The 11,487-nt window shown below is 67.2% G+C and carries 14 protein-coding genes; 9 read left to right on the top strand and 5 right to left on the bottom strand.

The window, feature by feature from the left end; genetic code table 11:
- From cbiB to Q7T84_RS05350, 5 genes are all read left to right on the top strand, one after another.
- The coding region (cbiB, locus tag Q7T84_RS05330) for an adenosylcobinamide-phosphate synthase CbiB (RefSeq protein ID WP_304806705.1) at window positions 1-765 on the top strand (765 nt) is incomplete at its 5' end.
- Window positions 753-2,219: a cobyric acid synthase gene (locus Q7T84_RS05335; protein ID WP_304806706.1), complete on the top strand. Its 1,467-nt coding sequence runs from the start codon at window positions 753-755 to the stop codon at window positions 2,217-2,219. The genes cbiB and Q7T84_RS05335, both read left to right, overlap by 13 nt.
- Window positions 2,216-3,247: a nicotinate-nucleotide--dimethylbenzimidazole phosphoribosyltransferase gene (cobT, locus tag Q7T84_RS05340; protein ID WP_304806707.1), complete on the top strand. Its 1,032-nt coding sequence runs from the start codon at window positions 2,216-2,218 to the stop codon at window positions 3,245-3,247. Before Q7T84_RS05335 ends, cobT begins: the two co-directional genes overlap by 4 nt.
- Entirely contained in the window at window positions 3,244-4,023 is a 780-nt protein-coding gene (cobS, locus tag Q7T84_RS05345) for an adenosylcobinamide-GDP ribazoletransferase (protein ID WP_304806709.1), read from the top strand. Before cobT ends, cobS begins: the two co-directional genes overlap by 4 nt.
- Window positions 4,024-4,189: 166 nt before the next feature.
- Window positions 4,190-4,789 carry a sensor histidine kinase gene (locus Q7T84_RS05350; RefSeq protein WP_304806711.1) on the top strand — a complete coding sequence of 200 codons (600 nt, stop codon included), beginning with the start codon at window positions 4,190-4,192 and terminating at the stop codon, window positions 4,787-4,789.
- Between the two features lie 38 nt (window positions 4,790-4,827).
- Here the strand turns inward: Q7T84_RS05350 and Q7T84_RS05355 are convergent, their stop codons facing one another.
- On the bottom strand, window positions 4,828-5,520 hold the full coding sequence (locus Q7T84_RS05355) for a Crp/Fnr family transcriptional regulator (protein ID WP_304806712.1): 693 nt from the start codon (window positions 5,518-5,520) through the stop codon (window positions 4,828-4,830).
- Between the two features lie 264 nt (window positions 5,521-5,784).
- Window positions 5,785-6,282, bottom strand: coding sequence for a pyridoxamine 5'-phosphate oxidase family protein (locus Q7T84_RS05360; protein WP_304806713.1), 498 nt, complete (start codon window positions 6,280-6,282; stop codon window positions 5,785-5,787).
- Window positions 6,283-6,449: 167 nt separating this feature from the next.
- On the opposite strand from Q7T84_RS05360, the gene Q7T84_RS05365 reads away from it, so the two are divergent.
- From Q7T84_RS05365 to Q7T84_RS05375, 3 genes are all read left to right on the top strand, one after another.
- Window positions 6,450-7,214: a hypothetical protein gene (locus Q7T84_RS05365; RefSeq protein WP_304806715.1), complete on the top strand. Its 765-nt coding sequence runs from the start codon at window positions 6,450-6,452 to the stop codon at window positions 7,212-7,214.
- A gap of 235 nt (window positions 7,215-7,449) precedes the next feature.
- Window positions 7,450-7,578 carry a hypothetical protein gene (locus Q7T84_RS05370; RefSeq protein WP_304806717.1) on the top strand — a complete coding sequence of 43 codons (129 nt, stop codon included), beginning with the start codon at window positions 7,450-7,452 and terminating at the stop codon, window positions 7,576-7,578.
- Window positions 7,579-7,684: 106 nt separating this feature from the next.
- Complete coding sequence (locus Q7T84_RS05375; RefSeq protein WP_304806719.1) at window positions 7,685-8,791, top strand: hypothetical protein; 1,107 nt, start codon at window positions 7,685-7,687, stop codon at window positions 8,789-8,791.
- A 68-nt stretch (window positions 8,792-8,859) separates the two neighbouring features.
- Here Q7T84_RS05375 and Q7T84_RS05380 read toward each other — a convergent pair whose 3' ends face one another.
- Both Q7T84_RS05380 and Q7T84_RS05385 read right to left on the bottom strand, forming a co-directional pair.
- On the bottom strand, window positions 8,860-9,072 hold the full coding sequence (locus Q7T84_RS05380; protein ID WP_370653621.1) for a zinc ribbon domain-containing protein YjdM: 213 nt from the start codon (window positions 9,070-9,072) through the stop codon (window positions 8,860-8,862).
- A gap of 142 nt (window positions 9,073-9,214) precedes the next feature.
- Complete coding sequence (locus tag Q7T84_RS05385; protein WP_304806720.1) at window positions 9,215-10,009, bottom strand: outer membrane protein; 795 nt, start codon at window positions 10,007-10,009, stop codon at window positions 9,215-9,217.
- 436 nt (window positions 10,010-10,445) lie between these two features.
- On the opposite strand from Q7T84_RS05385, the gene Q7T84_RS05390 reads away from it, so the two are divergent.
- The gene (locus tag Q7T84_RS05390; protein WP_304806721.1) at window positions 10,446-10,847 is read left to right on the top strand and encodes a group III truncated hemoglobin; all 402 of its coding nucleotides are present in this window, start codon (window positions 10,446-10,448) and stop codon (window positions 10,845-10,847) included.
- Between the two features lie 91 nt (window positions 10,848-10,938).
- On the opposite strand, the gene Q7T84_RS05395 is transcribed toward Q7T84_RS05390, so the two are convergent.
- Window positions 10,939-11,487: SDR family oxidoreductase (locus Q7T84_RS05395; RefSeq protein WP_304806722.1), on the bottom strand; the 549-nt coding region annotated here is incomplete at its 5' end.

An 11,487-nucleotide genomic window follows, 5' to 3' on the forward strand; every position in this document is an offset into this window, starting at 1 on the left:
TTGCTGGATCATCTGCTCACCGGCTGGGCTGTGATCCTGGCGGCGCTGCTCGGCTCCCTCGGCCTCGCCGCCCGCAGCCTCTACGACCACGTCGCCGCCGTCAGCCGCGCGCTCGGCGAGCCCCTTGAACCTTTCCTCCCCCATGAATGGGGGAGGAAAGACTTGGGGCGTACCGAGGCTGATCTCCCCGCCGCCCGCGCCGCCGTCGCCATGATCGTCGGCCGCGACACCGAGCACCTCGACCGCGAGGGCGTCGCCGCCGCCGCCCTGGAGAGCCTGGCCGAGAGCTTCAACGACGGGGTGGTCGCGCCGTTGTTCTGGTTCCTGGTCGGCGGGCTCGCGGGCCTCTGCGCCTACAAGGCGGTCAACACCGCCGACAGCATCATCGGCCACCGCGAAGAACCCTATCGCTGCTTTGGCTGGGCCGCCGCCCGCACCGACGATCTGATGAACCTGATCCCGGCCCGCATCGCCGGCGCCCTGATCGCCCTGGTCGCCGGACGCGGCTGGCGGACCATGCTGCGCGACGCGGCCAAGCACGCCTCACCTAACTCCGGTTGGCCCGAAGCGGCCATGGCCGGAGCGCTCGGCGTCCAACTTGGCGGGGCGGCCAGCTATGGCGGCGTCGCCCATGATCGCCCGACCTTTGGAGACGGCCCGCGCCCATCGCCTCTGGACCTGCACCGGGGGCTTGGGCTCTATCTGCGCGCCTGCGCGATCCTCGCCGCAGCACTCGCCCTGGGAGGTCTGGCATGGCCGCGTTGATGATCCAGGGCTGCGGCTCCGACGTCGGCAAGTCGGTGCTGGTCGCCGGTCTGTGCCGGCTGTTCGCCAATCGCGGCCTGACCGTGCGGCCGTTCAAGCCGCAGAACATGTCCAACAACGCCGCCGTCACCATTGATGGCGGCGAGATCGGCCGCGCCCAGGCGCTGCAGGCCATCGCCTGCCGCACGCCAGCGACCGTCCACATGAACCCGGTGCTGCTGAAGCCCCAGAGCGATGTCGGCGCCCAGCTGGTGGTGCGCGGCCAGATGGCCGGGACCTGGAAGGCGGCGGCCTATCAGGACCGCAAGGCCAGCCTGCTGGACGTGGTGGTCGAGAGCTTCCGCATCCTGGAAGCCGAGAGCGACTTGGTCATCGTCGAGGGCGCCGGCAGCCCGGCGGAGATCAACCTGCGGGCCGGCGACATCGCCAATATGGGCTTCGCCCGGGCCGCAGGCGTGCCCGTGGTGCTGGTCGGCGACATCGACCGTGGCCACGTCATCGCCGCCCTGGTCGGCGCCTACGAGGTGCTGGAGCCTGGGGACCGCGACATGATCGCCGGCTTCCTGATCAACAAGTTCCGTGGCGATCCGGCCCTGTTCGACGACGGCCGCGCCGAGATCGTGCGTCGCACTGGCTGGCCCGACTGCGGCATGGCGACTTGGCTCGCCGCCGCCCGCCGCCTGCCGGCCGAGGACGCGGTGGTGCTCGACCAGCTTGGGGGGCGTGAGCGTCGTAAGGTGAAGATCGTCGCGCCCTTGCTCTCGCGCATCGCCAATTTCGACGACTTCGATCCGCTGCGCGCCGAGCCGGAGGTCGACTTCGGTTTCGTGCCGCCGGGAACCGCTCTGCCCGGCGACGCCGACCTGGTCATCCTGCCCGGCACCAAGGCGACGCTCGGCGACCTGGCCTTCCTTCGCGCTCAGGGTTGGGACATCGACATCGCCGCTCACGTCCGGCGCGGCGGCCGGGTGCTGGGCATCTGCGGCGGCTTCCAGATGCTGGGCAATGCGATCAGCGATCCGGACGGCGTCGAGGGACCGCCCGGCCAGGCTCAGGGCCTTGGCCTGCTCGACCTCGACACGGTGCTGACCGGCGACAAGGTGCTGCGCCCGGCGTCCGGGCGTTTGGCCGTCGGCGGAGCCTTTGAGGGTTACGAGATCCATGTCGGCCGCACCGACGGCCCGGCCTTGCAACGCCCACTGCTGATCCGTGACGACGGGGCCGGTGAGGGCGCGATCTCGGCCGACGGCCGGGTGTCGGGCGCCTATGTCCATGGCCTGTTCGGCCTGGCCTCCGCCCGCGCCGCCTTCCTGGCCGACCTGGGCGCGGCCTCCGACGGCGTCGATGAAGCGACCCGCGTCGATGCAGCGCTGGACGAGATCGCCGAACGGCTGGAACAGGCCTTCGACATCCCCCTCCTGGCGTCGATCGCCGGACTGGAACCACGACCATGAAATGGCCCGCCATCGCCCCGCTCGACCGCACGCACGAGGCCGCCTACCGCGCCCTGATCGACGGCAAGGCCAAGCCGCTTGGCTCCCTGGGCAAGGTCGAGGACCTCGCCATCCGCCTGGCCCTGATCGCCGACCGCCCGAACCCCAGCTATGAGCGCGCTCTGCTGCTGGTCTTCGCCGGCGACCACGGCCTAACGGAATCGGGCGTCTCGGCCTATCCCTCGGCGGTCACCGTCGCGATGGTGGCGACTCTGCTGGCGGGCCGGGCCAGCGCCAACGCCTTCGCCCGCGCGGTCGGCGCCGAGGTCAAGGTGGTCGACGCCGGCGTCGCCGCCGATCTCGCGCCCCATCCGCTGCTGATCGACGCCAAGGTCCGCAAGGGCACGCGCAACGCCGCCCTCGGCTCGGCCATGACGGCCGAGGAAGTGGAGTCGGCCCTGGCCCGCGGTGCGGCCATCGCACGGCGCGCCAAGGACGACGGCTTCGATATCCTCGCGCTCGGCGAGATGGGCATCGGCAACACGGCCTCGGCGGCCTTGCTGCTACATCGCCTGGGTCCGGCCGACTTGCCCGACTGCATCGGTCCGGGGGCGGGCCACGACGCCGAGGGCATGGCCCGCAAGCGCGCCGTGCTGGAAACCGCCGCCGCACGTACGCCGGTGATCGAACCGCTGCAGGTCGCCGCCGAGTTCGGCGGCCTGGAGATCCTGATGATGGCCGGGGCCATCTTGGGGGCGGCGTCCGAGCGCGTGCCGGTGCTGATCGACGGGTTCATCGTCGGCGCTGCGGCCCTGCTGGCCATTCGCCTCGATCCTGCCGCCGCCGACTATTGCATCTTCGCGCATCGCTCCGCCGAGCGTGGGCATGAGGTGATGCTCGCCGCCCTTGGGGCTGAGCCCCTGCTCGATCTCTCGATGCGCCTCGGGGAGGGAACTGGGGCGCTGCTGGCCCTGCCGTTAGTTCGCGCCGCCGCCGGCCTGCTCGCCGAGGTGGCCAGCCTCGACGACGTTCTGGCGGGGCGGCTGTGAAGCGCCTTTCGCATCAGTTCCAGCTCTTTCTCTGCGCGGTGCAGTTCCTGACCCGCATCCCTACGCCTGCCCTGCGGGACTTCCAGCCTGACTGGATCTCGCGCAGCGCCCGCTATTTCCCGTTGGTCGGCCTGCTGGTCGGCGGCGTCTGCGCGGCGGTGTTCTGGGCCGCCTCGCTGGTCTGGAGCGGCTGGCTGCCGGCGCTGCTGGCCATCGCGGCCGGGGTGCTGATCACCGGCGCTTTCCACGAGGACGGCCTGGCCGACACCGCCGACGGCCTGGGCGGCGGCACGACCATCGCCAAGCGCCTGACCATCATGAAGGACAGCCGGATCGGGACTTACGGCGCCCTGGCTCTGGGCTTGACCTTGGCGCTCAAGGCCGGAGCGCTCGCCACCCTGCCCGCCGGGCTCGGCGCCTGGACCCTGGTCGCGGCCCATGGCGCCGGGCGCGGGGCGTCGGTCCTGGCCATGCGCGCCTTGCCCTATGTCGGCGACGCCAAGGCCGGCAAGTGGAAGCCTTCGCCCGCCGACCTCAGCCTGGCCGAGGTGCTGACCGCCCTGGCTGTCGCCGGTCTGCCGCTGGCCCTGTCGCCTGGCGGCGTGGTCGGGCTGGCCGTCCTGATGGGCGCGATCCTCGCCTTGGCGATGGCGATGCTCGCGCGCAGGTTGCTGGGCGGGTATACTGGTGATGTGCTCGGCGCGGTCGAACAGGTCTTCGAGCTTGGCTTTATCTTGGGTGTTTCCGCGAGTTTCGCGCTCTTCAGCACACCCTGACCGCAGGACAAATAGTCGCGCTATCCGAGTGTCATTCCGCTTTCACCCACGCAACTTGCAGCCTAGGATTCTAATTCCTGGAACATCTGTCGTCTTTCCGACAGACAGCCTGGGTAAGCATCAAAATACTTGATGTTGGTTTGCATGGGGTGGGGCGTCTGCAGCAATGACTGAAGATAACGGCTCGGAAGACATGCTCGCGGCCGAGTTGCGCCACCGCACCGCCAATACGTTCCAACTCATGTCGGCCTTGGCCCGGATGCGCAGCCAGCGCGCCGGTGAACCCGAGGCCCGCCGGCAGCTGGTGTGGATGGCCGACGCTATCGGCTCGCTTGGCGCGCTTGAGCGCCATCGCCACCAAGACGGCGTCGACTTCTGCGCCTATTTGGCCGAGATGACCCCGGTCTGGGGCCGCCGCGCCGGCGAGGGGCGGGCCCAGATCGCGCTGGAGGTCGAGCCGATCATGGCCACGGATCAGGCGGCCTCGACCCTGGCCCTGATTGTTCAGGAACTGGTCGCCAACGCCCTGGCTCATGGCTTTGTCGATGGCCACGCCGGTGTGGTGCGGATCTGCCTCTCCATTCGGGAGGACGGTCGCTACGAACTGGCGGTGATCGACGACGGCCGTGGCTTCGATCCGACTTCGCCCACCGCGCGGGAGCGTTTTGGCCTGTGGTTCGTGCGCAGCCTGGCCGCCCAGGTGCGGGGCGAGTTCAAGCTGGAAACCCATTCCGGCGTCACCGCCAGGCTGGTCTTTTCCCTCTAGAGCGCGCCGAACCAGCGCACACTTCGCCGGAATGCGCTCTACCCCGTCTGGGGCAGCAGCCGCTCATAGTGGCGACGCACGACGTCGTAGCACTCGCAACTCGTGGCCTCGAGGCCCTCGCGGTCCATGATGTCCACCACGCCGCGCCGATAGCGGATGAATCCCTTTTCCTGCAGCGCCCGGGCGACGGCGGTGACGGTGGTGCGCTGCACCCCCAGCATGTCGGCCAGCAGTTCCTGAGTCAGGGCGACGGTGTTGTTGGAGATCCGGTCGTGGCAGGTCAAAAGCCAGCGGGCGAACCGCGCCTCGACCGAATGCAAGGCGTTACACGCGACCGACTGGTTGGCGTGGCCGAGCAGCGCCTCGGTATGGCGATCGACCAGTTCGCGGATGCGAGGGCTCTTCTCGAAGGCCTCGTGCAGCGGTCCTGATCCTATCCTCGCGCAACGGCATGGTGTCTGGACGATGGCTCGTGACAATGACTGGCGCGGAGCCACCGCCGCCATCAGGCCCAACGCGCCTTCAAGCCCGATAGTGGCGCTTTCGATCCCGGCGCCGTTGTCCATCAAGGTCAGCAGCGAGATCACCCCGTCATGCGGAAAGTAGATGACGTCGATCCGGTCGCCGGGCTCATACAACACGCGCCCGCGTTCCAGGTCGATGTGAGTCAGGTGCGGTGCGATCAGCCCGTAATCGTCCGGGGGGAGCGCGGCGAGTAGGCGATTTTGCACCGAGCTGTCGGGCCTTTGCGTGGGAATCGAAAATCGCCTTGCGGCTGTGAATTCAACCTAACGATGCTCGACTATAAAAACTGTCGAGTAGACGACACAACTTCGGGAGGTCGTCACAAATAAGGATAGGCTGTTGAAAGCGGCCTCAGAACTGATCCTGAATGAACTGCGTTCTGCGTCACTATAGATCGACCAAAGTATTGGGTTCGCCGAAGTCCCATGCGTCTGAAACTCGACGGAACTCGCCCCGAAAAGCTTGGTCTTTCAATGGAAGTGCAGGTTGGCCTTCCCGATGAGATCGGGTTCGTGCTTGGTCGCGTTGGCCTTGGCGATCTCCCAGGCGAACTTCATCGGGCCCGCCTGCGAGACCCAGACCTCGGCGTCCGTGCACTCCAGCCGCAGCATGATCAGGCGCGGATCATCCTTGCCCTGTGGATGCCACGCCGCGATGACGGCGTTCCAGTATTTGGCGATCCGCGCCGGGTCATGATGGGCGGTCAACTCGCCGAAGATGCAGGCTTGGGTCTCTTTCTGCTGGAAGACGAACATCGCCGCGCGGCCGTCGCCGACCTGACGCGCCAGATCGGTGTCGGCGCGCGTGAAGAACCAGATCTGCTCTCGCTCCTGCTCCACAAAGGCGGTCATGGGCTGAAGGTGATGGGCGGCGGCGCCGGTGAGGCCTAGCATGCCAACTTGATGGCGCTCGATCTCGTCCCATAGGCGCCGTTCGACGGCGCCGCGGTCGCTCATGTCGATGTTCATGCCAGCTCCAGGGTTGAGGTGCCCAAGGTTCAACCCGTTACCGGCGTGGGGGTTCCGTGGTGAAGGCGCGACTTTCCCCTGGGTAACGCTTCCCTAGTGGCCCCAGGCTGGGCCATTATGGCGACCATATTGTTTCGATTGTCGATTCCAGCCTGAGACCATTTCAAATGACCGAGATCGTCGTGCCCCGCCAATTTCGCGGGCCTCCTTTCACTGCCAATGGCGGTTATATCTGCGGCGTGCTTTCAAACGCCGTCGGCGGCCGAGGCGTGGCCATGCTGCGTTCCGGCGTGCCGCTTGACGTCGCCGTGACCCTGCAACCCGGTGAAGACGGCGCGGTGTCGCTGGTCAACGCCGAGGGTGTCGTGCTCGGCTCGGCCAAGCCCGCCGACGATAGCCAAATGCCGACCCCGCCGCCGGCCACCCCGACCATCGAGGAGGCCCGCGCCTTCGCTGCCGCTGGCCAGTTCGCGCAGAAGTCGCTGCACCGCGGCTGCTTCTCGTGCTGCATCGAGCGCGAGGCCGGCGAGGGCCTGGGCGTCCATGTCGGCCAGATCGACGGCGCGCCGACGGGCCACTGCGCCGGCGTCTGGACCCCGCACGCCAACTTCGCCGACGCCGACGGGACCATCCCCGACGAGATCACCTGGGGCGCTCTTGATTGCTCGGGCTCGATGGCCTGGTGGATCAAGGCCGGCGCGCCGGTCGGCCTGCTCGGCACCATGGCTGGCGAGGTCCTGAAGAAGCCGAAAGCGGGCGAGACCTATGTCGTCGTCGCCTGGGCGCGTGAGGTCGAGGGGCGCAAGCACTTCGCCGGCGTGGCCCTGTTCGACGGCGCAGGCGAGGTCATGGCCCGCTCAGGCCAGATCTGGATCGGCCGTCCGCCCGGCTCTCCGATGCCGATGCCCGTCGCGGCTACGACCAACGCCTGATGCCCTGATCTATGCGGCGCGCGGCAGGTTCTGCGCGTCGTATAGGCTTGGGCGCCGCCTTTCGAGGCGCCTAAGTCACGGCGCCGAACGTTGTTCGCGGAACGTGGTATAATTTAACCTCTCGCTAACGACCCGGGCTCACCCTGCGTGCACTGACCGCACGGAAGGGCCGGCGATGTTCAGGGTGGAGTATCATTACCAGGGGCAGGGGCTTTGGAATCGGGGCGCGGCGCCGATGACTCAACTCGTCGCGGCGGCTCACGCCCATGCGCTCCGCCAGATAGGCTTCGCCGACGAGACGCGCCTCGTGCCCGCCGGTCCGGTTGAGTCCGTTCCCGGCTCCGCCCTTGATCTGCGCATCTGAGCGCTCGCCGCCCCGATATAGCTAACGCTTGGGCGGCCATTTCTGTGTAAAGCGATGGCGGCGGCCTAGCTTTGCTGTGGCGCGATTTCTTCGGGGGTGTTGATCAGTGGCGCGAGACCGTTCGTATCGCAGCCTCGAGTTCCTCAAGCGGAGCGCCGCGACGTCGCGGGTGCTCAATCTGTGGCAAATCTCCCTCAAGGAGGCGGGCAAGCAGGACTACGAAGCCAGCCCCTTCTTCAAGAACTCGCTGCTCAACAAGGGCATCATCGTCAAGCATCGGGTCCGCGGCGGCGAGGCCGACCTGTTCGACTATCCCGTCCAGAACGCCACCAAGATCCTGCTGCCGATCGCCGAGCGCGAGCTGCGCTACGGGGCACGGTTCGTCTTCGTCGGCCAGAAGAACTTCGAGGAGGTGGTCGCGGTCTCTTTCGGCGACGACCTGCAGGTCGGCACTCGCGACCGCAACACCCTCGACATCATCGATCGCCTGCCCTCGCTCGATCCGTTCCTGATGCGGGAGATCCTGAAGACCAACGGCTATCAGCCCGCGCCCTGCTATTTCAACGTCTCCGAAGCTGACCTGCAGCGGATGTTCGAGTCCGCGCGAGCCGAACTCGAGCCGCTGATCCAAATGTCGTTCGGCACCGACCTGGCCTTCTCCAGCCACGCGGCGACCTTCCTCAACAAGATTCTGTCGGACGCCAACAGCGCCGAACTTGACCCCCTGCGCCGGGTGATGGGCATGGACGCTCGTCAGTTCCAGGAGGGCATCTTCTGCTGGAAGGCCTTCCTCTATTACAAATGGCAGCTGCGCGACGTGATGCCTCGCATCCGCGAAGTCCTGAATGAGATCGCCGTCATCCGGCCGATCGGCAATGTCGACTATGACGACAAGGCCTATATCGCCAAGATCAAGGTCGAGCTGCGCGGTTGGATCTTCGCGGCGATCGAGAGCGTGACCGACTCGTTGGCCGTCTACGACACCGCCTACGCCGCCATGACCAAGCAGAATGAGCCGTCAGCCTTCCGCGAATTCCTCCTGCGGGCGCCGGCGATGTTCCACAATCTTGGCGAGCGCCTGAGCAGCATCGAGCATGTCGCCAGCTTCTGGCGCTACCGCTTCCCGCCCAAGCAGCTCCAGCGGGTGCAGGTCGACGAACTCGTCGACATCTTCATGGACTTCGAACAGAGCCTGAATTCCCCCGCGCCGTAAGGGAGGAACAATAGAGCCAAGGCCGTATGCGATGGCGCCGGCTCGCAGGGGAAGACGGGTTGTAGACCCTAAGCCTTCTTCACGAACTCCGTCTTCAGCACCAGGTCGCGGATCTTCTCGACGCGGCACTCGATCTCGCCCTCGCCGCCGGTCAGGCGGATGTTCTTGACCAGGGTCCCGCGCTTCAGCGTGACCGAGGTTCCCTTCACCTTCAGGTCCTTGATCAGGGTGACGGAGTCGCCGTCGGCCAGAAGCGCGCCGTTGCTGTCTCTGACGTCCATCTTGATCTCCGGGTCCAGGCTGAAAGAGCGGCGGGTTTAGGCCGCGTGCGCCGAGCCCGCAAGGCTGCGCTCCCAGACATGAAAACGCCCCCGGCCGCGAGGCCGGGGGCGTTTCCCGATCTAGTCGATCAGACGGACGTTCTTAGAACGCGCCGACCGCGGCGATCACGCCTTGGCCCAGCGAACCGCCGAACAGGGTCGAGGCCGAACCGAGCGAGGCGCCCGATTGGTCACGATCGCGCAGGGTGCCGCCGAAGGTGTAGCGCAGGCCGACGCGGAAGGTGTCGGACTTCAGGTCGAGGTCGTCGATCTCGCCGTGCTCGTAGCCGCCCGTGATGCTCCACGGGGTGCTGGCGAACTGGTACTCGGCGTCGGCGCCGATGTTCCAGATGTCGAAGTCGGCGCCCTTGGTGTCGGCCTTGGTGTAGCCGGCCGAGCCTTGGAGCTTGAAGTTGTCGGTGAAGAAGTGACGCACTTCACCCTTCACGGCCCACAGGTCGGCGTCGTTCAGGTCTTCGGCGCGGCCGTAGCCGGCTTGACCGTACAGGGTGGTCGACGGAGCGACGTTGAATTGCGCTTCGGCGCCGAGGGCCCACAGGGTCACGTCGTCGCTGGTGCTCACGCCGGCGAAGCCGCCGACGAGGCCGCCTTCGAACTTCGTGTTCAAGTGGCCCGTGGCCGACCAGACGGTGGCGTCGCCGCCGTCGGCGTCGAAGTTCTGGACCGAACCGTCGATTTGCGCGCCGAGCGAGCCGGCGTCGAAGCGCACGGCGCCTTCGAGTTGCAGGGCGTCGGCGTCGGTGTCGCCCAGGGCGCCGGCGTCGAGTTCAACGCGGCCGTAGTTGGCGCCCACGTGACCGACGGTCTGAGCCTGAGCAGCGCCAGCGATGGCGAACAGGGCGACGGCGGCGGCCGAGGCGATCAGTTGAGTTCTCATTTTCTTGTCCTTGGGTACTGAAGAGGCAGCGGACCTATGCCTGTCGTGATGCTGTCACAATGGTTGTGGGCTTCGTATTCCGCTGGTCGGCGAATGGGTGTGACCGGCCAGTCACACCCTGTGGCGGAGGGCTTGAAAAAGCCTCCTACCGGCCTAGGCGCCTACCGAATCGGCAGATTCAGTCCTTCGATGACTGTTTATGGGCGCTTTGCGCAGTTTCAGCGGAGTGGTGCGTGGAGCGCCCACACGTCATGAGGGTCGTATGTCATCGGTTGATGACAAATTCTGGAGCCCATCGGATTTTCATTTGAACAGGCGGTTCGACCCTTGAAAACGGAGCTGAGCTGCGGCGTTGGAAGAAGTCCGCGCGCAGGTTGACCTGATACGCCAAGCCACCGCCCTTCTCCGGGTGGCGTGCAGGGCCTATCTAGACGTCATGTCCGCGCAAGCTCTCGCCCTCACTCCCGCCTCGATCCGTGAATTGGTCGGCCGGTTCTACGCCCGCGCTCGCGAGGACGCCGAGCTCGGGCCGGTGTTCGAAGCGGCGGTCGAGGACTGGGACCACCATCTCGACCATATCGCCCTGTTCTGGTCGAGCGCCTTGCTAGGCGTCGGGCGCTTCACCGGCAGCCCGATGATCGCCCATCGCCGCAACCCGATCACTCCGCGGATGTTCGACCGCTGGCTGGCGCTGTGGGGCGAGACCACCGACGAGATGTTCCCTGGCGAGATCGCCCAGGCGCTTCAGGCTCGCGCCGCACGGATCGGCGAGAGCCTGAAGCTGGGTCTCTTCTTCAATCCCGCCGACCACGCGGGCGCGGCGGCGGAACGCGCCTAGGCCTGGTCCTTGGCCTTGGCCGCCATCTTGGTGGGCAGGTCCGCGACGACTATCGCCGCGGCGGCCTGCTCCGGGAGGATGACGCGCAGATTTAGGCGTAGTTCGCCAGTGCGTTGCCCGAGGCGTCGCCGGCGCCGCTGCCGCCGTCCACCGGCACGATGGCGCCGTTGACGTAGGCGGCCTGGTCCGAGGACAGGAACAGCGCCATGTCGGCGATCTCATCCTTGGTGCCGTAGCGACGCAGCGGGTTGCGCTCCTTCACCCGCGCTTCGGCTTCCGGCGTGGTGGCCAGGCGCGCCATGCCCTCGGTGTCGGCGATGGGGCCAGGCGAGATGGCGTTGACCCGCACGCCGGCCGGGCCCCACTCCAGCGCCAGGCACTTGGTCAGCATGTTGATCCCGGCCTTGGCGGCGCAGACATGGGCCTGGAACAGCGAGGCGCGCTCGGCCTGGCCCGCCGTGATCGAGATCAGCGAGGCGCCGGGCCGGCGCAGGACGTCGAACGAGGCGCGCAGCTCGTTGAAGGTGCCGAGCAGGTCGTGGTCGACCACGGTCTTGAAGCCGTTGGCGCTCATGCCCAGCGCCGGGGCCACGAAGTTGCCGGCCGCGCCCGACAGCACGATGTCGATGGGGCCGAACTC

The organism is Phenylobacterium sp. (assembly GCF_030654915.1).
GTDB lineage: Bacteria > Pseudomonadota > Alphaproteobacteria > Caulobacterales > Caulobacteraceae > Phenylobacterium.

What these genes read in the sequence shown, in the direction of transcription:
- Q7T84_RS05335 (WP_304806706.1), top strand. Translation starts at nt 753, where the DNA reads ATGGCCGCGTTGATGATCCAGGGCTGCGGCTCCGACGTCGGCAAGTCG.
- cobT (WP_304806707.1), top strand. Translation starts at nt 2,216, where the DNA reads ATGAAATGGCCCGCCATCGCCCCGCTCGACCGCACGCACGAGGCCGCC.
- Q7T84_RS05350 (WP_304806711.1), top strand. Translation starts at nt 4,190, where the DNA reads ATGACTGAAGATAACGGCTCGGAAGACATGCTCGCGGCCGAGTTGCGC.
- Q7T84_RS05360 (WP_304806713.1), bottom strand. Translation starts at nt 6,282, where the DNA reads ATGAACATCGACATGAGCGACCGCGGCGCCGTCGAACGGCGCCTATGG.
- Q7T84_RS05365 (WP_304806715.1), top strand. Translation starts at nt 6,450, where the DNA reads ATGACCGAGATCGTCGTGCCCCGCCAATTTCGCGGGCCTCCTTTCACT.
- Q7T84_RS05370 (WP_304806717.1), top strand. Translation starts at nt 7,450, where the DNA reads ATGACTCAACTCGTCGCGGCGGCTCACGCCCATGCGCTCCGCCAGATA.
- Q7T84_RS05380 (WP_370653621.1), bottom strand. Translation starts at nt 9,072, where the DNA reads ATGGACGTCAGAGACAGCAACGGCGCGCTTCTGGCCGACGGCGACTCC.
- Q7T84_RS05385 (WP_304806720.1), bottom strand. Translation starts at nt 10,009, where the DNA reads ATGAGAACTCAACTGATCGCCTCGGCCGCCGCCGTCGCCCTGTTCGCC.
- Q7T84_RS05390 (WP_304806721.1), top strand. Translation starts at nt 10,446, where the DNA reads ATGTCCGCGCAAGCTCTCGCCCTCACTCCCGCCTCGATCCGTGAATTG.